Below are 25805 nucleotides of genomic sequence, written 5' to 3'. Positions count from 1 at the left end.
CGCCGAACTCGCAGTCCGGCGCCTCAGCGAGGTCGCCTGAAGCGGTGACTTCGCTGGTAGAGGCATGTGCGCGCACCTAGCGTGACGGAGTCGTCACGCTGCTGAGGAGTGCTATGCGCGCCGCCCTGCTGGCTCTGTTGCTCGTGGTCTCGGCAACGACCTTCTCCCTGCCCGCGCAGGCGTACCAAACGCACGCGGCCGGGTCCTGGTCCACGAGTTCCGCGTTGCCGGCGGTGAACGCGTCGGCGCGTTCGACGCTGACGTCCGGTGCGGTCGTCACGGCATCGGTGTCCGGGGCGAACCTGAGGCTGACCACGCTGAACTCGCCTCCCGGCGACCGAGGGGCGGTGCCCGGCAACTTCCGGCCGCAGATCCCCGCCAACACGGCGTTGATCGGCCTCACCGCGGCCGCCACGGGGTGTGCCGCGTTCGTGGACTGCTTCAACCGGGGCACGCTGACGTTCTCGTTCAACCGGCCGGTCCGCGATCCGGTGCTGCACCTCGCCGGCAGCGGCGCGACCATCGGCGACACCGGCAGCACGCACGTCGCACACACCGTGACCACGCCCGGAGTGACGCTGACCGGGCCGCTGGCCGGCGCGACGAACATGACGATCGGGCAGAACGGCACCCGCATCGAGGCGCCGAACCGCAACCTCAACGTGCTGTGCAACTCCAACGGCGCGAGGCTGGCTCCCGCCTCGTGCGGCAGCGTCCGCATGAACGGCACCGTCAGCTCCGTGAGCTTCCAGGTCGACATGCTCACCAACAGCAGCAACGCGACCGACGACTTCTACGTCGCGGGCGTCTCGGTGGACGAGGACTTCGGCGACGCGCCCGCGAGCTACGACACCGGTGCCGCGGCGAGCCACGTCGTCGGTGATCTGGCGTTGGGCTCGGGCGTGTCGGTCGACAACCCCACGACGATCAACCTCGGGTCGACCACGCCGAGCCCCAAGGCCGTGGCGGCGGGCGCGGACAACAACCTGCCCAACGGCGACGACCTCGACGACGGCGTGGCGGCGTTCCCGCGACTGGCAAGGTCGAACGCCGGTGAGGACTACTCGGTGCCCGTGACGTTGTCCGGCGCCTCGCAGGCCGGCCGGGTGTGCGCGTGGATCGACTTCAACGGCAACGGGTCGTTCGAGAGCGGCAACGAACGCGCCTGCGCGGACTTCGGCGCCGGCGCCACCTCGGTCACGATCACGTGGAAGATCCCGGGCAGCATCAAGTGCGGCAACACCTACGCGCGCTTCCGGGCGAGTTACAACGTCGACCAGGTGCGCAACGACAAGGGCCTCGCGGACAGCGGTGAGGTCGAGGACTACCAGCTGCCGGTCGAGTGCCTGGACATCAAGAAGTCCACGCCCAAGACCACCGCCAACCCCGGCGACCAGGTGCCGTACACGGTCACCATCACCAACTCCGGCGCCACGGACGTCACCGGTTTGACCGTGTCGGACGACCTGACGCAGGTGCTGGACGACGCGACGTTCAACAACGACCAGGCCGCGACCTCGGGCTCGATCTCCTACGCCGCACCGAAACTGACGTGGACGGGTGACGTCGCCAAGGGCAAGACGGTCACGCTGACCTACTCCGTCACGGTCAAGAACCCGATCACCGGCGACCACCAGCTGCGCAACGCCGTGGTGAGCAGCGCGGGCAACTGTCCGCCTGGATCAACCGATCCGGACTGCTCGACCACGGTGAACACGCCGGGCCTGAAGATCGAGAAGTCGGTCGACCGGCAGTCCGCCAACCCCGGCGACACGGTGAAGTACACGGTCAAGGTCACCAACACCGGTAAAACGCCGTTGAACGCGATGTTCGTCGACGACCTGACGAAGGTGCTCGACGACGCGACCTGGGGCAGCGCGACGGCGTCCTCCGGCACGGCCACGTTCGCCTCGCCCAAGCTGACCTGGACCGGTGCGCTGGCCGTCGGCGCGTCGGCGACCGTCACCTACACGGTCGTCGTCACCGGCAACGGCGACAAGCAGCTGACGAACGTGGTCACCTCGACCACGCCCGGCAACAACTGCGTGCCGAGCTGCACGACCGACACCCCGGTGTCCGGCGTCCGGTTCGAGAAGCAGGCCGACAAGCAGTCGGTGAACCCCGGCGAGACCGTGACGTACACCGTCACCGTCACGAACACGGGCAAGACCCCGTTGCAGGGCGCCACTTTCACCGACGACCTGGCGAAGGTGCTCGACGACGCGGCCTGGGTCTCCGCGACGGCGTCCTCGGGCGTGGCGGAGTTCGTCTCGCCCAAGCTGACCTGGACCGGCAACCTGCCCATCGGTGGGTCCGCGACCGTCACGTACTCGCTGAAGGTCGCCAACCCGGTCAAGGGCGACTTCCAGCTGGACAACGCGATCACGTCCAGCACGCCGGGTGGCAACTGCCCGCCGGGGTCGACCGATCCGAAGTGCGGCACGACCACGCCGGTCGCCGGGCTGAAGATCGAGAAGGCCGTCGGTCAGCAGTCCGCGAACCCCGGTGACACCGTCACCTACACGGTCAAGGTCACCAACACCGGCAAGACCTCGCTGAACGCCACGTTCTCCGACGACCTGTCGAAGGTGCTGGACGACGCGGACTGGGGCTCTGCCACCGCTTCCGCCGGCACGGCCACGTTCGCGGCTCCGAAGCTGAACTGGAGCGGCACTCTCGCGGTCGGTGGTTCGGCGACGATCACGTACACGGTGAAGGTGACCGGCAAGGGCGATCACCTGCTGGACAACGTGATCACCTCGACCACGCCAGGCAACAACTGCCCGCCGGACTCCACCGACCCGGACTGCCGCACGTCGACGCCGGTCTCCGGGGTGGAGATCAAGAAGGAGGTCGACCGGCAGTCGGCGAACCCCGGTGACACCGTGAAGTACACGGTCACCGTGCGGAACACCGGCAAGACCTCGCTGAACGCCTCGTTCGCCGACGACCTGACCCAGGTCCTCGACGACGCCGCGTGGGGCTCGGTCAGCGCTTCCTCGGGCACGGCGTCCTTCGCGGCTCCGAAGCTGACCTGGAACGGTCCGCTGGCGCCCGGCGAGTCGGCGACGGTCACCTACACCGTGGTCGCGAACGGCAAGGGCGACAAGCAGCTCACGAACGTCGTCACCTCGGAGACGCCGGGCAACAACTGCGTGCCGAACTGCACGACCACCACGCCGGTGTCCGGTGTCGAGCTCGAGAAGTCGGTGGACCGGCAGTCGGCCAAGCCCGGTGACACGGTCAAGTACACGGTGACCGTGCGGAACACGGGCAAGACTCCGTTGCAGGGCGCCACTTTCGTCGACGACCTGACCAAGGTGCTGGACGACGCCGAGTGGGTTTCCGCTGAGGCTTCCACGGGTTCGGCGTCCTTCGCGGCGCCGAAGCTGACCTGGACGGGAGACCTCGCGGTCGGCGGCACGGCCACCGTCACGTACACGGTCAAGGTCGGTGATCCGGCGGACTTCAAGCTGGACAACGTGATCACGTCGACCACACCGGGCGCCAACTGCCCCGGCGGCGAGAAGTGTTCGACCAGCACGCCGATCGCCGGGCTGCGGATCGAGAAGTCCGACGACCGCGACCAGGTCGTGCCCGGTGACACCGTGACCTACACGATCAAGGTCACCAACACCGGTCAGACCGTCCAAACAGGAGCATCGTTCACCGACGACCTGACCAAGGTGCTGGACGACGCGGTCTACAACGACGACGCGAAGGCCACGGTCGGCGCCGTCACGCTGGTGTGGCCGAAGCTGGAGTGGAAGGGCGACCTGCCGATCGGTGGCACCGCCACGATCACCTACACGGTGACGGTGAAGAACCCGAACCCCGGCGACAAGAAGCTGAACAACAAGGTCACCTCGGACACGCCCGGCAACAACTGTCCGCCCGGCTCCACGGATCCGTCGTGCAGCACCGAGACGCCCGGCCGTGAGCTGACGATCGAGAAGAAGGCCGACAAGCAGTCCGCGAACCCCGGCGACCCGGTGACCTACACCGTGACGATCACCAACACCGGCCAGGTGCCCCTGGTCGGCGAGAAGGTGACGGACGACCTGTCCGGCGTGCTCGACGACGCCTCGTGGGTGTCCGTGCAGGCCTCCACGGGCAAGGCCGAGTTCGCCGCGCCGACGCTGACGTGGACCGGCGATCTCGCGATCGGCGCTACGGCGACGCTGACGTACGTCGTTCGCGTCAACGATCCGATCAAGGGCGACCACGAGCTGGCGAACGTGGTCAGCAGCGAGGTTCCCGGCAACTGCCCGCCGGGCTCGACGGACCCGAAGTGTTCGACCACGACCCCGTTGCCCGGCATGGAGATCGTGAAGGAGGTCGACCGGAAGTCCGCGAACCCCGGCGACACCGTCACCTACACCGTGACCGTGCGGAACACCGGCCAGACCGAGCTGAACGCGTCGTTCCGCGACGACCTCACCAAGGTCCTCGACGACGCGACGTGGGGCGGCACGAGCGCCGGGACGTTCACGTCACCCGTGCTGACGTGGACGGGTGTGCTGCCTGTGGGCGGATCCGCGACCATCAATTACACGGTCGTCGTGACCGGCAAGGGTGATCACCAGCTGACGAACGTCGTCACGTCCGACACCCCCGGCAACAACTGCGTGCCGAACTGCACGACCGACACCCCGGTGTCCGGCGTGGAGATCAAGAAGACCGCCGAGCCCGCGTCGACCAAGCCGGGCGACACCGTGAAGTACACGGTGACCGTGCGGAACACCGGCAAGACCGTGCTCGACGCGTTGTTCCGCGACGACCTGACCGGTGTGCTGGACGACGCCATGTGGGTCAGCACGAGCGCCGGTGTGTTCGCCTCGCCCGTGCTGACCTGGTCCGGGCAGTTGGCCGTGGGGGAGACGGCGACCGTCACGTACACGGTCAAGGTGACCGGGGCGGGCGACAAGCGGCTCAAGAACGTCGTCACGTCCGACACTCCTGGCAACAACTGCGTCGACGGCTGCACGACGGACACGCCGGTCGCCGCGCTGAAACTGGTGAAGAAGTCGGAGCCGGCCACGACGAAGCCCGGCGACGCCGTCAAGTACACGGTGACGATCACGAACACCGGCCAGACCGTCCACAGTGGAATCTCGGTCGCCGACGACCTGTCCGGGGTGCTGGACGACGCGAGCTGGAACGGTGATCAGGCTGCTTCGGCTGGTGCGGTCGCCTTCGCGGCGCCGAAGCTGACGTGGACCGGGGATCTGGCGGTCGGTGCCTCGGTGACGGTCACGTACTCGGTGAAGGTCACGGGTGCGGGGGACAAGCGGCTCAAGAACGTGGTGTCGTCGGAGACTCCGGGCACCGACTGCTCGGGGGGCTGCACGACCGACACCCCGGTCGCGGGCCTGGAGATCGTGAAGAAGGCCGCGCCGGAGAAGCCGGTGCCGGGCGATGTCGTGACGTACACGGTGACGGTGAAGAACACCGGCCAGACCGCGCAGAACGCGTCGTTCCGCGACGACCTGACGGGCGTGCTGGACGACGCGACCTGGAGTGGTGACGAGCAGGCTTCCGTGGGCGAGGTGACTTACGCGGCTCCGAAGCTGAGTTGGAGCGGTGCTCTGCCGATCGGGTCGCAGGCCGTCATCACGTACTCGGTGAAGGTGACCGCCGCCGGCGACCACCGGCTGAACAACGTCGTCACCTCGGACGACCCCGGCGGCAACTGCCCGCCGGGATCGACGGACCCGAAGTGTTCGACGTCGACCCCGTTGCCGGGCATGGAGGTCAGCAAGTCGGTCGACGTGCAGTCGGCCAAGCCCGGCGACACCGTCACGTACTCGGTGAAGGTGCGCAACACCGGCCAGACCGACCTGGTGGGTGCGTCGTTCGTCGACGACCTGAGCAAGGTGCTGGACGACGCGACCTGGGTCGGCACGAGCGCGGGCACGTTCACGTCGCCGAAGCTGACCTGGACCGGTGACCTGCCGGTCGGTGCGACCGTGACCGTGACCTACTCGGTCAAGGTGACCAACCCGGTGCAGGGCGACTTCAGCCTCGACAACGTGGTGACGACCGAAACGCCGGGTGGGGAGTGCGTCGAGTGCACCACGACCACGCCGATCGCCGGGTTGAAGCTGGTGAAGACAGCGGAGCCGAAGTCGACCAAGCCGGGTGACGAGGTCACGTACACGGTGACGATCACCAACACCGGCAAGACGGTCCACAGTGGAATCACGGTCACCGACGACCTGAGCGGTGTGCTGGACGACGCGACCTGGATCGGCACGAGCGCGGGCACGTTCACGTCGCCGAAGCTGACGTGGACCGGTGATCTGGCGGTCGGTGAGTCGGTGACCATCACGTACACGGTGAAGGTGACCGGCGACGGCGACAAGCGGCTGAAGAACGTGGTGTCGTCGGACGTCCCGGACACGGACTGCACGGAGGGCTGCACCACGGACACCCCGATCGCCGGCTTCCAGATCGTGAAGAAGGCGGACCGGGCCGAGGCCAAGCCGGGCGAGAAGGTCACCTACACGGTCGTCGTCACGAACACCGGTGCCACGATGCTGCGCGACGCCGCGTTCGTCGACGACATGACCGAGGTGCTCGACGACGCCACGTACAACGGCGACGCCGCGTCGACCTCGGGCCTCGCGACCTACGCGGCGCCGAAGCTGACGTGGAAGGGCGATCTGGCGGTCGGTGCGTCCGAGACCGTGCGGTACTCGGTGACCGTCACGAGCAAGGGCGACCTGCGGCTCAAGAACGTCGTCACGTCCGACACCCCCGGCTCGAACTGCCGCGACGGCTGCGCGGTCGAGGTCTTGGTGCCGCGGCTGGAGATCCTCAAGAAGGTCGACCGGACCTCGGCGAAGCCGGGTGATCTCGTCGCCTACACCGTGACGGTCACGAACACCGGCCAGACCTCGTTGCCACAGGCCGGTTTCGTCGACGACCTGAGCGGCGTGCTGGACGACGCGTCCTTCGTGGACACGAACGCTGGCGTGTTCGCCAAGCCGAAGCTGACGTGGACCGGTGAGCTGGCGATCGGGGCCACGAAGACGGTGACGTACCGGGTGCGCGTGAACGACCCGCCGACCGGCGACTTCAAGCTGCGCAACGTGGTCACGTCGGACACGCCGTCGAACTGCCCCGGCTCGAACTGCGGTACCGAGACCCCGGTGTCGGGCCTCGAGATCGTGAAGAAGGCGGACCGGACGGACGCCAAGCCGGGCGACCGCATCACCTACACCGTGACCGTCCGGAACACCGGCCGGACGCCGGTCACCGGCTCCTTCACCGACTCGCTGGCCGACGTGCTGAAGGCCGCGACGTGGGGCGGCACCGACGCGGGCACGTTCACCTCACCGGTGCTGACCTGGTCCGGCGAGCTGGCGGTCGGGGCCTCGGCCACCGTGACGTACTGGGTGACCGCGAGCGGCCCCGGTGAGCTGCGGAACGTGGTGACCTCGGACGTGCCGGGCTCGAACTGCCGGCCCGGCGGCTCCGACCCGAGGTGCTCCGCGACCGTGAAGGTGCGGCAGGACCCGCCGATCGCGTGGACCGGTTTCCCGGCCCTGCCACTGGCGGCGTTCGGCCTGGTCCTGCTGCTCGCGGGTGTGTTGATCAGGCGAAGGGCCTAGGCCGGCTCTTCGATCTTGTAAGGCGGAGTGGAGACGCCACCGACCCGGTAACGGCCCCACGGGTCTGGGTCGGTGAGCGTCCCCTCCGCCTCACCGGTGGGGGTGCGCAGCAGTGCGGTCCGCGCGCCCCCTTCGACGCGGCTGGTGACGTCGTCGTGCTTCTTGATCCGCCCGTACCAGTGGTAGCGGCCGTCGATCGGCTGGAAGTAGCCCCGCAGATCGACCTCGACCGCGACTTCTTCTTCTCCGAAGACGAGGGTGGCGGTGCCGGTGTAGCCCTCTTCGTCGTGCTCGTGCTCGCTCATCAGTCCACCAATCGCAGCGGGGTGAGGGGCTTTGCCGGGTCTGCCTGGACGCCCGCCGACCGCAGCAGCCCGTCGATGGCGTGCCAGATCAGCGTCGTGAGGTACTCGCTGAGGTTCGTGCGGGACATGGTCTGGCGGTCGAGCCACCAGTCGCCCGCGTTCTGCACCATGCCGACGAGCGCGTGCGCCCACGGCTCGGCGCCGCCGGAGTCCATCTCGAAGGAACGCAGGTAGTCGCCGAGGATCCTGGCCAGGGTCGACGCGATGAGGTTCTTGTCCTCGGCGACGACGTCCTTCTCGACCGGGCGGTCCACGAAGGACCCCTTGACGACGAACCGGTAGAGGTTCGGGTTCTCCTCGATGACCGACAGGTAGGCGTCGACGATCCCGAGGATGCGGCCGCGGATCGGGCCGTCGGCGATGAGCGCGGGGCCCATCCGGTCCATCAGCAGTTCGGTGGCCTTTTGGCCCACTGCCAGGTACAGGTCGGACTTGTCGGTGAAGTGCCGGTACAGCACGGGCTTGCTGACGCCCGCCTCCGCGGCCACGTCCTCCATGCCGACGTCGGGGCCCTTCTTGGCCACGGCGGCGATCGTGGCCTCCACGAACTCCGCCCTGCGCTGCTCGCGATGACCCTTCCACCGCTCACGTCGCGCGTCCGGCCCCTTGACAGTGCGTGCCATGTGACGCACGCTACCAGAAGTAACCGTTACCTCAAGTAACACCTACCGGGGAGGGCAACCGATGAGGGTCGCCGATCGGGAGAAGACCGCGGAACGGCTGCTCAAGTCGTCCGCCGAGAAGTTCTACGACCCCGAGGTGGACATCGACTGGTCCGCACCTCTGGTCGACGGGCTCTTCTACATCCCTGAGCAGCGCATTTCGCTCTACGGAACCCCGCTGTACGACACGCTGAGCCAGGAGCAGCGCATCGAGCTGTCGAAGCACGAGCTGGCGTCGATCGCGTCCGTCGGCCTGTGGTTCGAGCTGCTGCTCATGCAGATGCTGGTCAAGATGGTCTACAACACCGACCCGACCACGCGGCACGCCCAGTACGCGCTGACCGAGGTCGCCGACGAATGCCGTCACTCGACGATGTTCGCGCGCCTGGTCGAGCGGATCGGCTGCCCGGCCTACGGGCCCACCAAGCACACGCACCGCATGGGCAAGCTGCTGCCGATCATCGGCTACGGCCCCGCGATGTACGGCTCGATCCTGGTCGCGGAGGAGATCCTCGACCGGTTGCAGCGCGAGGCGATGACCGACGACACCATCCAGCCGCTCGTGCGGATGGTGAACCGGATCCACGTGCTGGAAGAGGCGCGGCACGTGCGGTTCGCCCGCGAAGAGCTGCAGCGCGGTATGTCGGAGCTGAAGGGCTACGAGCTGCCGTACCAGAAGTGGCTGGTCGGGTACGTGTCGATGATGATCACGCGCGCGATCATCAACCCCGCCGCGTACGCCGCCGTCGGGCTGGACGTCCGCGAGGCCCACCGGGTCGCGCTGGGCAACGAGCGCTTCCAGGAGACCATCCGCTGGTCCGGCGAGCGGATCATGACGTTCCTCGACGAGGCCGGACTCGTGGGAAGGCCGGGGATGCGCTCATGGCGTCGCTCGTTCTTGATCGGCTGAACGTCGTCACGTCGGGGACTTCGCCCTCCGACGTGACCGCCGTGCTGCTGCACGGCTGGACCATGGACCTGACCACCTGGGACCGCGTCGCCGCCGCACTGCCTGGCCGGGTGGTGCGCTACGACGTGCGCGGTCACGGGAGGTCCGCCGGAACGGGCACCGGGACCATCTCGGAGCTCGCCGACGACCTGGCCGCCGTGCTGGAGAAGCACGTGCCGACCGGGCGGATCGTGCTCGCCGGCCACTCGCTGGGCGGCATGACGATCATGGCGCTGGCCGAGCAACGGCCAGAGCTGTTCGCGCGCGTGTCGGGGGTGGCGTTGATCGCCACGTCGTGCGGGGATCTTCCCGGGCAGAGCGGCATCGAACGGCTTGCCGGGAAGTGGCTGGTCAAGCGGCCCAAGGTCGGGTTCGGGTGGGTGATCACGCCGGGGCTGCGGGTGACGTTCGGGCGGCGTCCGCGCTGGGCCGACGTCCGGGCAGCGGCGGCGATGGCGGGCAACACCACCGGCGAGGCGTTCGTCGGGATCCGGGGCGAGCTCACCCGGCACCAGCGGCGGGAAGCGCTTGCCGTGCTGGCGGACATCCCCGCGGTCGTGATGGCCGGGTCCTGGGACGTGCTGACGCCGATGCGGCACTCGCGGGTGCTGGCCGAGGCGTTGCCGAGCGCGCAGTTCGTGATCTATCCGAAGACCGGGCACATGTTGCCGCTGGAACGGTCCGAGGACGTGGCGAGACGGATAGCCGCGCTGATGTAGAAAAGGGCCCGCACTCGCGGGCCCTTTTTCGTGTCGTCAGTGCTGGAGCGGGAACCCGCCACCGATGCCGCGCCACGCCAGGTTCGAGATCAGCGCGACCGCGTCCTCCTTCGGCACCCGGCGGTTGTCCGCGAGCCACGAGCGAGCGGTCACCTGGGACAGGCCCACCAGCCCGACGGCCAGCAGGCGGGCGCGTTCGGCGTCCAGGCCCGCGTCCGCGGTGATGGTGTCGGTGATGGCGTCCACCGAGTCGGTGGTGGCGCGCTCGACGGCCGACTGCACGGACGGCTCGGAGCGCAGGTCCGACTCGAACACCATGCGGAACGCCTGGCCCTCGCCGTCCACGAAGTCGTAGAAGGCGGCCACGGCGGCGCGCACGCGGAGCTTGTTGTCCGTGGTGGAGCCGATGGCGGTGCGGACACGGCCGACCAGCTCGTCCACATGGGACTCGAGGAGCGCCATGTAGAGCTCCAGCTTGCCGGGGAAGTGTTGGTACAGCACCGGCTTGGACACGCCCGCGCGCTCGGCGATCTCGTCCATCGCCGCGGCGTGGTAGCCGTTGGCGACGAACACGTCCTGCGCCGCTGCCAGCAGTTGCGCGCGGCGGGCGGTGCGCGGCAGTCGAACGCCCCTGCCTGCGGGTGCGCTCTGCGCCGTCTCCGTCATGGTGCCTCCAGCACGAGTGATCCGGCCGTCGGAGAGGGGTTGCCAGACCGAGGCTGAGCGCAACCTTACTCGCTGGTAGCCCACATCCGGGAACCATCTGAGCGTTCTTTCCCGCATCCTGGTCCGGTGAGCGCCATCATTCCCGCCCCGTTGTCCACGGTCGCGCTGCCGCCGCTGGACAAGACCCAGACGCCGTGGCCAGGCGAGTTTCACCAGGTAGACGACCACGAAGTGCACGTGCGAGTCACTCCTGGCGACGGGCCGCCGGCCGTGTACGTGCACGGACTTGGCGGGTCCGCGACGAACTGGACAGATCTCGCGGCGCAGCTGAAGGACCACGTGAGCGGCTACTCGATCGACCTGCCCGGGTTCGGGCGGTCGGAGCCGATTCCCGGGTACGACTTCAGTCTCGCGACGCACGCCCGCACGGTGATCAAGTACCTGGAAACGCTCTCACAGCCCGTGCACCTGCTCGGGAACTCCATGGGTGGCGCGATCTCGGTCATCACCGCCGCCAGCAGGCCGGATCTCGTGAAGACGCTCACGCTGGTCTCGCCGGCCGTGCCCGACCTCAGGCCGCGCCTCGACCGCATGTCCGATCCGCGGATGGCGCTCGCCGTCCTGCCGATCGTCGGGTCGAAGGTGCGCCGCGAGCTCGCGAAGCTGACCGCGCACCAGCGCACGAAGCAGATGCTCGAACTGTGCTTCGCCGACCCGAGCGTGGTGCCCGACCACCGCATCGAGGAGTCGATCGCGGAGAACGAGGAGCGCGCCCGGCAGAAGTGGGCGGGGCAGGCGCTCAACCGCAGCACGTTCGGATTGATGCAGAGCTGGCTCACGCCCGGTCCGAGGTCGCTGTGGAGGCTGCTGCCGTTGGTCAAGGCGCCGACGCTGGTGCTCTGGGGCGAGAACGACCGGCTCGTCAGCGTGCGGAAGGGGCCGCGAACGGCGCGATCGCTGCCCAAGGGGCGACTGCTGGTGCTTCCCAAGACCGGCCATGTCGCCCAGATGGAGCGGCCCGCCACCGTGGCGAGGGCTGTGCTGGGCATGTGGGAGGCGGTCGACCGACACTCATGGTGATGAACGACGGCCATACGGGGGATGTGGGACCCTGGAACACGTGAATCGCGCCCCCGAGCGAGGACGTACTGCTCCGCCCGCTGACCGCTACCGCCGCGGCGAGCGCCGGACCAGCGCGGAACCGCTCGCGGCCGCCTGGGAACCGGAGGGCACGCAGGCCCTGCGAAGGCCGCCCAGACGCCGCGGCGTGAAGAAGCTCGTCGCCAACTACGGGTGGCGGATCTACGCGATCCCGGTGCTTCTCGTGCTGACCGCGCTGGTGGTGCTCGACACGGTCCAGCCGAAGGCGCCGGGGGCCGCTGACGGCGGCAGCACGAACGCCGCCGAGACCCCGGCCAGCACGCCCGAGGTGCCCGCCACCGAGTTGCCGGCCAAGAAGCCCGACCTGAAGATCCCGACCGCCGAGTTGCCGGCCGGTCCGGACTTCTCGCAGGACGGCGTCGGCACGTTCAAAGTGATCGCCGGCAGCGGTCCGCGCGTCGGCGAGGCCAACGCGCCGAAGTTCCGCAAGTACGCGATCGCCGTCGAGGACGGTGTGAAGCCCGCCGACTTCAACGACGACCCGGCCGCGTTCGCCCGCACGATCGACGGAATCCTGTCCGACCCGCGCAGCTGGGTCGGCACCAAGCAGGTCGCGTTGCAGCGGGTCGAGGCGAACCAGAACCCGGACTTCTTCGTGGCGCTGACCACGACGAAGACGACGCACACGCTCTGCGGCAAGGAGATCCCGTTCGAGACCTCCTGCTGGAACCCGGGAACCAAGCGCGTGATCATCAACGTCGCCCGTTGGGTGCGCGGCGCCATGGTCTACGGCCCTGACCTGGCCGGATACCGCACCTACGTGATCAACCACGAGGTCGGTCACGCCCTGGGCAACGGCCACGCGGCCTGCGGGGAGAACGGCGCGCCCGCCCCCGTGATGATGCAGCAGACCTTCGGAGTCTCGAACGACTTCGTGTCACAGCTCAACGCGGGTCAGGACGTCGTTCCCGCTGATGGCAAGGTCTGCACTCCGAACGCGTTTCCCGCAGGCTGAGACAGCTTTCCAACGGGGAAGAGTCGAGGCAGGGTAGACGTTGTCTCGGACACGGAGACATTCGTCGAGGAGGACCAGCATGGCGCTTCCGCCGCTCGTTGAGCCAGCCGCGGAGCTGACCAAGGAAGAAGTCGCGCGCTACAGCCGGCACCTGATCATCCCGGACGTCGGGGTGGACGGGCAGAAGCGGCTGAAGAACGCGAAGGTGCTCGTCGTCGGCGCGGGCGGCCTGGGCAGCCCGGCACTGCTGTACCTGGCCGCGGCCGGGGTCGGCACGCTCGGCGTCGTCGACTTCGACGTCGTGGACGAGTCGAACCTGCAACGCCAGGTGATTCACGGCCAGTCCGACGTCGGCCGCCCCAAGGCGGAGTCGGCACGCGACTCGGTCGCCGAGATCAACCCGTTCGTCAAGGTGATCCTGCACCAGACGCACCTCAACTCCGAGAACGCGCTGGAGATCTTCCGCGACTACGACCTGATCCTCGACGGCACCGACAACTTCGCCACCAGGTACCTGGTGAACGACGCCGCGGTGCTGCTGGGCAAGCCGTACGTGTGGGGTTCGATCTTCCGGTTCGAGGGCCAGGTCAGCGTCTTCTGGGAGGACGCCCCGGACGGCCAGGGCCTCAACTACCGCGACCTCTACCCGGAGCCGCCGCCTCCCGGCATGGTCCCGTCGTGCGCCGAGGGCGGCGTGCTGGGCGTGCTGTGCGCGTCGATCGGCTCGATCATGGTGACCGAGGCGATCAAGCTGCTCACGGGCATCGGCGACCCGCTGCTGGGCCGCCTGATGGTCTACGACGCGCTGGAGATGAGCTACCGGACCATCAAGATCCGCAAGGACCCGGAGTCGCCGAAGATCACCGAGCTGATCGACTACGAGGCGTTCTGCGGTGTCGTGTCCACGGACGCGCAGCAGGCGGCCGCGGGCAACACGATCACGCCTCTGGAGCTCAAGCACAAGCAGGAGTCCGGTGAGGACTTCCTGCTGGTGGACGTGCGTGAGCCGCACGAGTTCGAGATCGTGCGGATCCCGGGTTCGGTGCTGATCCCGAAGGACAAGATCCTGTCCGGGGAGGCGTTCTCCGAGCTGCCGCAGGACAAGCCGCTGGTGCTGCACTGCAAGTCCGGTGCTCGGTCGGCGGAGGCTTTGGCGGCGCTGCACAAGGCGGGCTTCAAGGACGCCGTGCACGTCGGTGGCGGTGTGCTGGCGTGGGCCCGCGAGGTCGACCCCAGCCTGCCAACGTACTAACGGCTATGGGCTGTTCGGGTGGTGGCGCGACATCACGGCGTGTCGGGGTCCACCACCCGGACGGTCTATGCAGGTAGCGTGCCCGACCGTGACCCGGTCCCCCGAACCGCCCCCAGCGCACGTGCGTGCGGCGTTCGGGGCACGTGACGCCGAGCCAGAGCTCATCGACGGCGGCCCCGCCTGGCGCTGCGGCGACGCCACGATCAGGCCCGCGCCCAGGCCCGCTGAAGCCACCTGGATCGCCAAGACCCTCGACGGTCTGGACGTCCACCACCTGCGCATCGGCAGACCCCTGCGTTCCACGGACGGCAGGTACGTCGTCGGTGGCTGGTCCGCCACCAAGTTCCTGGCCGGCCGGGCAGAGGCGCGTCACGACGAGGTCATCGCCGTCGCCCAGCGCCTGCACCAGGCCACGGCCGAACTGCCCAAGCCCCGTTTCCTCGACGCGCGCACCGACGTGTTCGCCGTCGCCGACCGCAAGGCGTGGGGCGAGGAGGACGTGCCGCTCGACGCCGACCTCGGTGGCCGGCTGTTCGACCTGCTCAAGGACGCGCAGAAGCCCCTCAACCTCAAGTCGCAGGTCGTGCACGGCGACCTGTTCGGCAACGTGCTGTTCGCGGGCAACGCGCCGCCGGCCGTCATCGACTTCACCGCCTACTGGCGTCCCGCCGAGTGGGCCGCCGCCGTGATCGCGGTGGACGCCGTCGCGTGGGGTGGCGCGGACTCCGGCCTGTTCCACCGGTGGAGTCACCAGGCCGAGTGGGAACAGGCGCTCGTGCGTGCGATGCTGTTCCGGCTGGCCGTGCACGCGCTGCACCCGTTGTCAACGCCACAGTCGTTTGCGGGCTTGGAACGAGCTGCTCACCAGGTGACGGCACTGCTCTGAGCGGGCCATTTTCCACCGACGAAACATTGGGGAGCATCGGGTTAACGCGGGCTTCTTAGCGTCAGCGGCGTGACCCATTGCCCCTACTGCGCGCTGCAGTGCTCCATGAGCGTCATCGACGGCCAGGTGGCACCTGGTCCCGGTGGGCTGTGCCAGAAGGGCTGGACGGCGGGGGAACTGCTGCGCCATCCCGGCCGGCTCACCACGCCTCTTCTGCACGGTCAGCCGGTGTCCTGGGACGAGGCGCTGGACTTCGTCGCGGCGCGGATCTCCGGCTACGAACCCGACGAGGTCGCCGTGTTCGGTGGCGGCGGGCTGACGAACGAGAAGGCGTACGCGCTCGGGAAGTTCGCGCGCGTCGCGTTGAAGACCTCGCAGATCGACTACAACGGCCGGTTCTGCATGTCGTCGGCCGCCGCCGCGGGCAACAGGGCGTTCGGGCTGGACCGCGGCCTGCCGTTCCCCATGACCGATCTGCGCGGCGCGGACACGGTGTTGCTGGCGGGCTCGAACCCGGCCGAGACCATGCCGCCGTTCCTGCGGCACCTGGAGGGCGCGCGGCTGATCGTCATCGACCCGCGCCGCACGCCGACCGCGGAGCGAGCGACGTTGCACCTGCAGCCCGCGCCGGGCACGGATTTGGCGCTGGCACTGGGTTTGCTGCACACAGCGGTCATCGAGGGCGTGATCGACAAGGAGTACATCACCTCCAGGACCTCGGGTTTCGACGAGGCCTGGCGGGTGGCGGCGGGGTGGTGGCCCGAGCGCGTCGAACGCGTGACGGGTGTTTCGGCCGCTGACCAACGCGCCGCCGTGCACATGCTGGCCGGGCGGTCGTACGTGCTGACCGGGCGCGGCACCGAGCAGCACGCGTCCGGCACCGACACCGTCTCGGCGTGGATCAACCTGGCGCTGGCGCTGGGACTTCCCGGCCGGGCCGGCTCCGGGTACGGCTGCCTGACCGGGCAGGGCAACGGCCAGGGCGGGCGCGAGCACGGGCAGAAGGCCGACCAGCTGCCCGGTTACCGCAAGATCGACGATCCCGTCGCACGGCAGCACATCATGGATGTCTGGGACGTGTCGTGGCTGCCCGGTCCTGGACGCAGCGCGTACGAACTGCTGGTCGCGGACGACATCAGGGCGATGCTGGTGTTCGGCAGCAACCCGGTGGTGTCGGCGCCGCGCGCGTCCGGTGTTGTCGATCGCTTCAAGGCGCTGGACCTGTTGGTGGTGGCGGACTTCGTGATGTCGGAGACCGCCGCGATGGCCGACGTCGTGTTCCCGGTGACGCAGTGGGCCGAGGAGGACGGCACGATGACCAACCTCGAAGGCCGGATCATCAGGCGCCGCAAGGCACTCGACCCGCCTCCCGGCGTCCGCAGCGACCTGGAGTTGTTGCACGGACTGGCTTCACGGCTCGGCGTCGGTTCGAAGTTCCCCGTCGCGCCCGTCGAGGTCTTCGAAGAACTGCGACGGGCGTCCGCCGGCGGTCTGTCCGACTACTCCGGCATCACCTACGAGCGGCTGGAGTCCGAGCAGCTGCACTGGCCGGTGCCGTCGGTGGATCATCCTGGTACGCCAAGGCTTTTCCTCGACGAGTTCGCGCATCCTGACGGCATGGCGCGGTTCATCCCCGTCGACCACCGCGGCCCCGCCGAGCCGCCGGACGCGGAGTTCCCGTTGCAGGCCACCACCGGACGGGTGTTGCAGCACTACCAGTCAGGCGCGCAGACGCGGCTGATCGGAGAACTGGTGAAGGCCGTTCCCGAGATGTACGTGGAAGTGCACCCCGACACGGCATCGCGGGCGGGGCTTGCCGCTGGCGAGTCCGCGCACGTCGTGTCCCGGCGGGGAACGGTGACGGCGGTCGTCCGGTGCGTGCCGAGCATGCGTGCCGACGCGGTGTTCCTGCCGTTCCACTTTCCCGGTGACGGCCGGGCGAACCTGCTCACCAACCCCGCGCTCGATCCCACGAGCCGGATGCCCGAGTTCAAGGTCTGCGCTGTGCGATTGGAGCCGGCATGAGGCGAGTGGTGATCGTCGGGTACGGCATGGCAGGGGCGCGGCTGGCGGACGAGTTGCGCCGGCGGGACCCCGAGATCTCCATCACGGTCGTGGGTGCGGAACCGCACGCCGCGTACAACCGGGTGCTGCTGTCGACCGTCGTGGCGGGCTCGATGACGCCGCAGTCGACGCGGCTGCACGACGACAGGTGGGCCGCGGAGCACGACATCGACCTGCGGCTGGGGACCCAGGTCCGCGAGATCGACCGCGCCGGCCGGACGGTCGACGGAATTCCTTACGACTCACTGGTCATCGCCACCGGCAGCGTGCCCTGGGTGCCGCCCGCCGAGGGTTTGGTGGAGGACGGCAGGCTCGCTCCCGGTGTCGTCGCCTTCCGCACCCTCGACGACTGCGCCGAGATCGAGGCCAAGGCACACAAGGGCGCTCCCGTCGCGGTGCTCGGCGGCGGCCTGCTCGGCATCGAGGCCGCTCGTGGCCTGGCCGGACGTGGTTGCCTGGTCACCGTCGTGCATCCCGTCGGCCATCTGATGGAACGCCAGCTCGACCCCGGTGCCGGCAGCGTTCTCGCGCGCACGCTCGGCAAGCTCGGCATCGAGTTCCGGCTGAACGCGATGGCCGCCAAGTACCTCCCCGGCGACGGCCTGATCCTCGACGACGGCACGCACGTTCCCGCCGAACTTGTCGTGGTCTCGGCGGGGGTGCGCGCCGAGACGTCGTTGGCGGTGAAGGCCGGACTGACCGTCGATCGCGGCATCGTCGTGGACGACGCGTTGCGCACCAGCGACCCGCGGATCCACGCGATCGGGGACTGCGCCCAGCACCCCGGCACGGTGTCGGGGCTGGTGCAACCCGCGTGGGACCAGGCTGCCGTGCTGGCGGACCGGCTGACCGGCGTGAATCCCGCCGCTCGCTACCGGGGGACTTCCGTTGTCACGCGGTTGAAAGCGCGCGACGTCGACCTGGCAGCATTGGGCGAAGTGCACACCGACGTCGATTGCCCGGACTCCGAAGTGCTGTGCTTCCAGGAACCCTCGCGCGGCCGGTACGCGAAGCTCGTGCTGCGCGACGACCGGGTAACGGGCGCGATCGTGCTCGGCGCACCGGACGCCGCCGCCACGATCACGCAGCTCTACGACCGCGGCATCCCCGCGCCGACCGATCGCCTGGCGTTGTTGCTGGGCAGGGCGTTGCCGTCCGAGGCCGCGTCGCCGGCCGATCTGCCGTCCAGCGCGGTGATCTGCCGGTGCAACACCGTCTCCAAAGGACAGATCGTGTCGGCCTGGCGGGCGGGCGCGGAGTCGTTGCCGCAGCTCGCGGAGGCCACTCGCGCGACGACCGGCTGCGGTGGGTGCAAGGACGCGGTGTGCGGGTTGATCGACTGGCTCGGGGCCTCACAGCCCGCCTCGGCGTGATGTGCGGTGGAGTTGCCGTCGCCGTCATCGGCCAGAACCCCCTGGTAATGAGCGGTTCCTAGGTTTCCCGGCAACGCCGACCCCGCGGAGGACTTCAATGAGCTGGATCGACCACTGGGAGCCGGAGAAGCCCGAGTTCTGGGAGAGCAAGGGGAAGCGGATCGCCCGCAAGAACCTCGCGTTCTCCATTCTCGCGGAGAACCTCGGTTTCAGCGTCTGGGTGCTGATGAGCATCGTCGTCGTGAGCCTCGGCTCCGTCGGCTTCACCTTCAGCGTCGGCCAGCAGTTCTGGCTGCTGATCGTGCCGAACCTGGTCGGTGCCGCGCTGCGGGTGCCGTACACGTTCGCGGTGCCGCGCTTCGGCGGCCGGGTGTGGACGACCATCAGCGCCGGGTTGCTGCTGATCCCGTGCGCGATGCTCGCCTACGCGGTGTCGACGCCGGGCACTCCCTACTGGTTCTTCCTGCTCACCTCGGCCGCGATGGGGCTCGGTGGCGGCAACTTCTCGTCGTCGATGGCGAACATCTCGTTCTTCTACCCCGAGGGCAAGAAGGGCCTGGCGCTCGGCCTGAACGCGGCCGGTGGCAACCTCGGTGTCGCGATCACGCAGCTCATCGTGCCGATCGTGATCACCATCGGTACCGGGATCCACCTCGCCTACGCGGCGCTGATCTGGATGCCGTTCATCGTGCTGGCCACGGCGTGCGCGTGGTTCTTCATGGACAGCCTCACCCAGGCCAAGCCGGACGGGCAGTCGTACAAGCTCGCCCTGTCGAACCCGCACACCTGGGTGATGTCGTTCCTCTACATCGGGACCTTCGGGTCGTTCATCGGGTTCTCGTTCGCGTTCCCGTCGCTGATCAAGATCAGTTTCGTGGACTACAAGGGCTGGGTGGCGCTCGCGTTCCTCGGCGCGTTGATCGGCTCGGTGGCCCGGCCGCTCGGTGGCTGGCTCGCGGACCGGATCGGCGGCGCGAAGGTGACGCTCGGGACGTTCGTCGGGCTCGGGGTGGGCACGGTCGGTGTGATCCTCAGCGTCGACCTGCAGAACTTCGCGCTGTTCTTCGGTTCGTTCATCGCGCTGTTCGTGCTGGCCGGAGTGGGCAACGGCTCGACCTACCGGATGATCCCGGCGATCTTCCGCACCCAGTCGGACTGCGACAAGTCGGCCAAGCGGCAGGCCGCCGCCGTCGTCGGCATCGCGGGGGCGATCGGCGCGGCCGGTGGGGTGCTGGTGAACCTCGTCTTCAAGTTCTCGCTCGAAGGGGCTTCGAAGAGCCTGACGCCCGCGCTGACCGCCTTCCTGGTCTTCTACGGGCTCTGCGTCGGCACCACGTGGTGGTTCTACCTGCGGCGCAACGTGTTCGCGGCACGCCCTTCGCTCGCCTACGCCGGCGTGTGACGCACAACGCTCTGAACTGCGAAGAGAGTTTCCTTTAACAACCGCGAAATGTTGCGGACCTTGGGATGACACGCCGCCCGGTGAGCATACCGGGCGGAAGGAGGGATGCCCGATGACTGCGTCGACTACCCAGACCCTGGTCGTGATCGGCAACGGCATGGTAGGCCACCGGCTCGTCGAGATCCTCCGTGATTCGTCCTGGCGGATCGTCGTGTTCGGCGAGGAGTCCCGTCCCGCCTACGACCGCGTCGCCCTGTCGTCCTATGTGGACACCTGGAGCTCCGCGGACCTGGAACTGCCGGCGCTGACCGGCTGCGAGCTTCGCCTCGGTGAGAAGGCCGTGTCCGTGGACCGTGCCCGCCGCGTCGTGGTGGGTGCCTCGGGTGTCGAGGTCTCGTACGACGCTCTGGTGCTGGCCACGGGTTCGGTGCCGTTCGTGCCGCCGGTGCCCGGTCGTGACCTGCCGGGTTGCCACGTCTACCGGACCATCGACGACCTGGACGAGATCCGGGCGACGGTGGAGGCCGCTGCCCGGCCAGGACGGCGTTCCGGCATGGTGCTCGGTGGCGGTCTGCTCGGACTGGAGGCGGCCAACGCGTTGCGCGGCATGGGGGTGTCGCCGCACGTCGTGGAGCTGGCGCCGCGGCTGATGCCGATCCAGGTGGACGACGGGGGCGCCGGGCTGCTGAAGCGGCTGGTCGAGAAGCTCGACCTGACCGTGCACACCGGGACGTCCGCCTCCTCGATCGAACGCGACGGGACGCGGTTGATCGCCCGGCTGGCTTCCGGGCTCGAGCTCGACCTGGACGTGGTGGTGTTCAGCGCGGGCATCCGGCCGCGCACCGACCTCGATCTGGGGCTGGAGCTGGGGCCGCGTGGCGGGTACCTGGTCGACGCGGCCTGCCGGACCTCTGACCCGCACGTGTTCGCGATCGGGGAGTGCGCCGCGGTCGAGGGCGTCACCTATGGGCTCGTTGCTCCGGGGTATTCGATGGCCGAGGTCGTCGCGGACCAGATCTCCGGTGGCGCACGGGTGTTCCCCGGCGCTGACGTGTCCACGAAGCTGAAGCTGCTCGGGGTGGACGTGGCGTCGTTCGGCGACGCGCACGCTGCCACTGAAGGTGCGCTGGAAGTCGTGGTGAACAACGCCGTTGCCGGGACCTACAGCAAGCTCGTGGTGTCGGATGACGCTCGTATCTTGCTGGGTGGCGTGCTCGTAGGTGACGCGTCGTCGTACTTGTCGTTGCGGCCGTTGGTGGGCAAGGAAGTTCCGGCTTCGCTGTTGCAGCCGGGCGGGGCCGTGGACGTGGAAATGCCTGCTGACGCGCAGGTCTGCTCCTGTCACGCGGTGACCAAGCAGACGATCACCGACGCGATTCAGTCCGGCGTCGCCTGCGATGTCGCGGAGCTCAAGGCGTGCACCAAGGCAGGCACGGGTTGTGGCTCGTGCGTGCCGATGCTCAAGAAGCTGCTGACCGAGTGTGGTGTCGAGCAGTCCAAGGCGTTGTGCGAGCACTTCACGCACTCGCGGGCGGAGCTGTTCGAGATCGTCCGTGCCACCCGGATCACCACCTTCAGCGATCTGGTCGCCAAGCACGGCAGCGGCCGTGGCTGCGACATCTGCAAGCCGGCGGTGGCGTCGATCCTGGCGTCGCTGAACAACGGGCACATCCTCGGCGAGGCTCAGGTCTCTTTGCAGGACACCAATGACAAGTTCCTGGCGAACCTGCAGCGCAACGGCACGTACTCGGTCGTGCCGCGCATCCCCGGCGGCGAGGTCACGCCCGAGAAGCTGATCGTCATCGGTGAGGTGGCTCGCGACTACGGGCTCTACACGAAGATCACCGGTGGCCAGCGGATCGACCTGTTCGGCGCGACTGTGGACCAGTTGCCGTTGATCTGGCGCCGGTTGGTGGACGCGGGTTTCGAGTCCGGGCACGCGTACGGCAAGGCGTTGCGCACGGTGAAGTCCTGCGTCGGCACGACCTGGTGCCGCTACGGTGTTCAGGACTCGGTCGGGCTCGCAATCGAGCTGGAGCTGCGCTACCGGGGCCTCCGGTCGCCGCACAAGCTCAAGTCGGCCGTCTCCGGGTGCGCCCGTGAGTGCGCCGAAGCCCGCAGCAAGGACTTCGGTGTGATCGCCACCGAGAACGGCTGGAACCTCTACGTCGGCGGCAACGGTGGCTTCACGCCCCGGCACGCGGATCTGCTGGTGTCCGATGTGGACACAGAGGAGCTGATTCGGATCATCGACCGGTTCCTGATGTTCTACATCCGGACGGCGGACCGGTTGCAGCGCACCTCGGTGTGGCTGGAGGGGCTCGACGGCGGGCTCGACCACCTGCGCGAGGTCGTCGTCGACGACAAGCTCGGCATCTGCGAGGAGCTGGAAGCGGCGATGACGGAGCACGTCTCCGACTACGCCGACGAGTGGCGCGGGGTACTCGAGGACCCGGAGAAGCTCGCTCGCTTCACGTCGTTCGTCAACGCGCCCGGCACTCCTGATCCCACGATCGAGTTCCGTTCCGAGCGTGGTCAGCGCGTTCCCGTCCAACTCGGCATTCCGGAGGTCGTCAGGTGATCGTCTGTGATTTCGACGTGTTGCGGCCGGAGCAGGGCGTCGCGGCGCTCCTGCCGGACGGCTCGCAGGTGGCGGTGTTCCTGACCGCGGACGGTGCTCTGCACGCCCTGGACAACATCGATCCGTTCAGCGGCGCCGCGGTGTTGTCGCGCGGCATCGTGGGCGATCGGGGCGGTGTTCCCGTCGTCGTGTCGCCCGTGTACAAGCAGGCGTTCGAGCTGGCCACCGGCAAGTGCCTGGATCAGCCTTCCGTTTCCGTTGCGGTGCACGGTGTCCGGGTGCGCGACGGGGTTGTGGAGCTGACATGACGGGGCCGTTGGCGGGCTTCACCATCGGGGTCACGGCCGCTCGGCGTGCCGATGAGCTCATCGCCATGCTGGAGCGCAAGGGTGCTTCGGTGTTGCACGGTGCGGCTTTGCGGATTGTTCCGTTGCCTGACGACGCCACTTTGCACGCTGCGACGTTGGAGCTGGTGGCGTCGCCTGTCGATGTCGTCGTCGCCACTACGGCCATTGGCTTTCGTGGGTGGTTCGAGGCCGCTGAGGGGTGGGGGCTGGCTGGGCGGCTGCACCGTGCGTTGGAAGGCGCTGTGGTGTTGCCTCGTGGGCCCAAGGCCAAGGGGGCGGTTCGGGCGGCTGGGCTGGTTGAGGCCTGGTCGCCTTCGTCCGAGTCGAATGCTGAGCTTTTGCAGTACCTGTTGCGGATGGGGGTGTCCGGGAAGCGGGTTGCCGTTCAGTTGCACGGTGAGCCGTTGCCGGATTTTGTGAACACCCTTGCTGCTGCTGGGGCTGAGGTTGTCGAGATTCCTGTTTATCGGTGGGAGCCGCCGGCCGATTTGGGGCCGTTGCAGCGGTTGATCGAGGCTGTGGTCGCTGGGCAGGTGGATGCTTTGACGTTCACCTCGGCGCCTGCGGCTTCTTCTGTGTTGCGGACGGCTCCTGATTTTGGTGCCTTGGTTTCTTGTTTGCGGCGGGATGTTCTTGTTGTTGGGGTTGGGGCGATCACTGCTGGGCCGTTGGTTGCCGCTGGGATTCCTGTGGTGCAGCCTGCTCGGTCTCGGATCGGGTCGATGGTTCGGGAGTTGGCATTGGAGTTGCCTTCTCGGGCGTTGCGGTTGCGGATCGCTTCTCTGGACATGGAGATGCGGGCGCAGGCTGTGGTGATCGACGGGGAGCTTCGTCCGGTTGCTCCGGCTCCTATGGCTGTGTTGCGGACGTTGGTCGCTGCTCGTGGGCGGGTGGTTTCTCGCCAGGATTTGTTGGCTGCATTGCCTTCTGGTGGGGAGGAGCATGCTGTGGAGACTGCGATCGGGCGGTTGCGTACTGCTTTGGGGTCGCCGCAGATGGTGTGCACTGTGGTGAAGCGTGGTTATCGGCTTGCGATGGAGCCCGCGTGAAACTTGTGCTGGCGTTTCATGGGACGCGTGATCCTCGTGGGATTGCGGTGTGTTCGGAGATCGCGGATCTCGTCCGTTCCTGTGTGGACGTTCCGGTGGAGGTTGCTTACGCGGACGTGGTGCAGCCGGACGTTCGGTCAGTCGTGGACGGGCCTTGCGTTGTGGTGCCGGTGTTTTTGGCGGCTGGGTATCACGTTCGGGTGGACATTCCCGCGCAGATCGGGCGACGTGCTGGGGTGGTGTTGACGTCGCCTCTTGGGTTGGACGCGGTGCCGGCTGTGCGCGATCGGTTGCGGGAGGCAGGTGTCCGCCGCGGCGATGCAGTTGTGCTCGCCGCGGCGGGATCGTCTGATGCGCGGGCGTTGGCGACTGTGCGTGCCGCGGCTGCGTTGATCGGGGCTTCTGCCGTTGGGTACGTGGCGACCGCGACGCCCCGCGTGCCCGACGTCGTTGCCGGGCTGCGGGGGCGCCGCGTGGCCGTTGCCTCGTGGCTCTTGGCACCTGGGGCATTCCACGGGTCGCTCGCCGAGTGCGGTGCGGATGTGGTGTCCGAACCGGTCGGGGCGCATCCTCTTGTGGTCGATGCTTTGTTGCGCAAGTACTGCGAGGCTCGGGCGGTTTTGCTGCGAACAGCATGAGGGCGGATGGTCAACGACCTCAATGGAACTGTTCCATTGGGTGGTTTGACAGGGGTTGAGTTTCGCTGGTCCGTCGGGTTGCGGTGCGGGTTGCGTGCGGGCCGTTGCTGTTCCAGCGGGGTTGGTCGCGTTCCCGTGCGAGAGGTCGCCTTGCGAGGGTGCTTGCGCAGGTCGTGACGAAGAGCGGGGTTGCGATTGGGGCTTGACCTTGAGCCTCTGGCGGGATGCTTGGACGGCCGGAAAAGGCCGGGCTGAAAAGCGCCCGGCCGTGCCCGAGAGGGGAGCATCCCGCCCCCTCAAGGTCAAGCCCCAATCGCCGTGAGCGGGGTGCACCGCTACCCGGCGGTCTAGGTTCAGACGGCTCGCTTCGCATCGCCACGCCCGGCTTCGTACGTGGTTGCTTTGCGTTGCTGGCTTCCTGGTGGCACCGCGCGCCGGGCCTTCGTACGTGGTTGCCCTGCGTTGGCGAGTGCGGGTGGCACCGCGCGCCGGGCCTTCGTACGTGGTTGCCCTGCGTTGGCGAGTGCGGGTGGCACCGCGCGGGGCGGGGTGCGTTGGTGTGTCGCGTTCCAGCGGAGGGGTCGCCTGCCGTGCGGGCCGTCGCCTTGCGAGGGTGGTTCCCTCGGGGCGCGGGTGGTTGCCTTACGCCGACCCCGCCTCGCTTCGACCCGACTCGGTTCTGCCCTGCCTCGCGTTGGCCTTGCCCTGTCCCCGCGCCTGCCTGTTCCGCCTCGGCTCCGCTGGCCTCGACTCGATCCTTTCAGCCCTGCCTTGCCCCGAGCGGCAGCGCTACCAGAGGCCCGGTACCTCGGGCTCCTCCTTGCGGGCGTCCTCCCAGCGGTACTCCCGCAGGTTCACCTTGCCGTCGAGGTTCGGGACGCCCTCCTCGTGCAGCATTTGGAGTTGCGTGTCGCGGAGGTGCGGGGCGCAGGTGCCGTCTGCCTTGAGCACGCGTTGCCACGGCAGGTCGTGGCCGTCCTCGTTGAGGATTCGGCCCACCAGCCGTGGCGACGGCGCCTTTGCGAGATCTGCGATGTCGCCGTACGTGGCGACTCGTCCGCGTGGGATTGCCTTGATGAACTCGCGGACTCGCTCGTGGATCTCTTCGTCCATCTTTCGA

At 68.3% G+C, this 25805-nt stretch carries 18 protein-coding genes; 14 read left to right on the top strand and 4 right to left on the bottom strand.

What is annotated here, in order from left to right:
• Window positions 1–113 precede the first annotated feature (113 nt).
• Window positions 114–7616: a GEVED domain-containing protein gene (locus ACH413_RS22265; protein WP_360037558.1), complete on the top strand. Its 7503-nt coding sequence runs from the start codon at window positions 114–116 to the stop codon at window positions 7614–7616.
• Here ACH413_RS22265 and ACH413_RS22260 read toward each other — a convergent pair.
• A complete protein-coding gene (locus tag ACH413_RS22260; RefSeq protein ID WP_360037555.1) occupies window positions 7613–7921 on the bottom strand; it encodes a DUF4873 domain-containing protein in 309 nt (102 codons plus the stop codon). The two genes, ACH413_RS22265 and ACH413_RS22260, sit on opposite strands and share 4 nt — an antisense overlap.
• The gene (locus tag ACH413_RS22255; protein WP_360037552.1) at window positions 7921–8604 is read right to left on the bottom strand and encodes a TetR/AcrR family transcriptional regulator; all 684 of its coding nucleotides are present in this window, start codon (window positions 8602–8604) and stop codon (window positions 7921–7923) included. The genes ACH413_RS22260 and ACH413_RS22255 overlap by 1 nt, the downstream gene beginning before the upstream one ends.
• A 61-nt stretch (window positions 8605–8665) precedes the next feature.
• On the opposite strand from ACH413_RS22255, the gene ACH413_RS22250 reads away from it, so the two are divergent.
• Both ACH413_RS22250 and ACH413_RS22245 read left to right on the top strand, forming a co-directional pair.
• Window positions 8666–9553, top strand: a complete 888-nt coding sequence (locus tag ACH413_RS22250) for a diiron oxygenase (protein WP_360037549.1) — start codon at window positions 8666–8668, stop codon at window positions 9551–9553.
• Complete coding sequence (locus ACH413_RS22245; RefSeq protein ID WP_360037546.1) at window positions 9526–10311, top strand: alpha/beta hydrolase; 786 nt, start codon at window positions 9526–9528, stop codon at window positions 10309–10311. The genes ACH413_RS22250 and ACH413_RS22245 overlap by 28 nt, the downstream gene beginning before the upstream one ends.
• Window positions 10312–10347: 36 nt before the next feature.
• Here ACH413_RS22245 and ACH413_RS22240 read toward each other — a convergent pair whose 3' ends face one another.
• Window positions 10348–10977 carry a TetR/AcrR family transcriptional regulator gene (locus tag ACH413_RS22240; RefSeq protein WP_330270896.1) on the bottom strand — a complete coding sequence of 210 codons (630 nt, stop codon included), beginning with the start codon at window positions 10975–10977 and terminating at the stop codon, window positions 10348–10350.
• Window positions 10978–11103: 126 nt separating this feature from the next.
• Here ACH413_RS22240 and ACH413_RS22235 point away from each other — a divergent pair, with 126 nt between their 5' ends.
• The 11 genes from ACH413_RS22235 to ACH413_RS22185 all read left to right on the top strand — a co-directional run bounded on the left by ACH413_RS22235 (window position 11104) and on the right by ACH413_RS22185 (window position 24685).
• Window positions 11104–12057: an alpha/beta fold hydrolase gene (locus ACH413_RS22235; RefSeq protein WP_360037543.1), complete on the top strand. Its 954-nt coding sequence runs from the start codon at window positions 11104–11106 to the stop codon at window positions 12055–12057.
• A gap of 40 nt (window positions 12058–12097) precedes the next feature.
• Window positions 12098–13093: a DUF3152 domain-containing protein gene (locus tag ACH413_RS22230; RefSeq protein WP_360037540.1), complete on the top strand. Its 996-nt coding sequence runs from the start codon at window positions 12098–12100 to the stop codon at window positions 13091–13093.
• A 79-nt stretch (window positions 13094–13172) separates the two neighbouring features.
• Entirely contained in the window at window positions 13173–14345 is a 1173-nt protein-coding gene (moeZ, locus tag ACH413_RS22225; RefSeq protein ID WP_093602300.1) for an adenylyltransferase/sulfurtransferase MoeZ, read from the top strand.
• An 88-nt stretch (window positions 14346–14433) separates the two neighbouring features.
• On the top strand, window positions 14434–15231 hold the full coding sequence (locus ACH413_RS22220) for a TIGR02569 family protein (protein ID WP_360037537.1): 798 nt from the start codon (window positions 14434–14436) through the stop codon (window positions 15229–15231).
• A 105-nt stretch (window positions 15232–15336) separates the two neighbouring features.
• Window positions 15337–17256 (top strand): molybdopterin oxidoreductase family protein, encoded by a 1920-nt coding sequence (locus ACH413_RS22215; RefSeq protein WP_360038189.1) that lies wholly within the window; start codon window positions 15337–15339, stop codon window positions 17254–17256.
• Entirely contained in the window at window positions 17253–18668 is a 1416-nt protein-coding gene (locus tag ACH413_RS22210) for an FAD-dependent oxidoreductase (protein ID WP_360037535.1), read from the top strand. Before ACH413_RS22215 ends, ACH413_RS22210 begins: the two co-directional genes overlap by 4 nt.
• Before the next feature lie 97 nt (window positions 18669–18765).
• The gene (locus ACH413_RS22205) at window positions 18766–20070 is read left to right on the top strand and encodes an MFS transporter (RefSeq protein ID WP_360037532.1); all 1305 of its coding nucleotides are present in this window, start codon (window positions 18766–18768) and stop codon (window positions 20068–20070) included.
• Between the two features lie 112 nt (window positions 20071–20182).
• Window positions 20183–22651, top strand: a complete 2469-nt coding sequence (gene nirB / locus ACH413_RS22200) for a nitrite reductase large subunit NirB (protein WP_360037529.1) — start codon at window positions 20183–20185, stop codon at window positions 22649–22651.
• A complete protein-coding gene (nirD, locus tag ACH413_RS22195) occupies window positions 22648–22959 on the top strand; it encodes a nitrite reductase small subunit NirD (RefSeq protein ID WP_360037527.1) in 312 nt (103 codons plus the stop codon). The genes nirB and nirD overlap by 4 nt, the downstream gene beginning before the upstream one ends.
• On the top strand, window positions 22956–24047 hold the full coding sequence (locus ACH413_RS22190) for a uroporphyrinogen-III synthase (RefSeq protein WP_360037524.1): 1092 nt from the start codon (window positions 22956–22958) through the stop codon (window positions 24045–24047). Before nirD ends, ACH413_RS22190 begins: the two co-directional genes overlap by 4 nt.
• Complete coding sequence (locus ACH413_RS22185; protein ID WP_360037520.1) at window positions 24044–24685, top strand: CbiX/SirB N-terminal domain-containing protein; 642 nt, start codon at window positions 24044–24046, stop codon at window positions 24683–24685. Before ACH413_RS22190 ends, ACH413_RS22185 begins: the two co-directional genes overlap by 4 nt.
• 789 nt (window positions 24686–25474) lie before the next feature.
• On the opposite strand, the gene ACH413_RS22180 is transcribed toward ACH413_RS22185, so the two are convergent.
• On the bottom strand, window positions 25475–25798 hold the full coding sequence (locus tag ACH413_RS22180) for an MGMT family protein (protein WP_360037517.1): 324 nt from the start codon (window positions 25796–25798) through the stop codon (window positions 25475–25477).
• Window positions 25799–25805: the final 7 nt, after the last annotated feature.

Source organism: Lentzea sp. NPDC020367 (assembly GCF_044387305.1).
In the GTDB taxonomy this organism is placed as follows: domain Bacteria; phylum Actinomycetota; class Actinomycetes; order Mycobacteriales; family Pseudonocardiaceae; genus Lentzea.
Note: the sequence above shows the minus strand (reverse complement) of the source record. Positions and strands in the feature narration are given on the sequence as shown.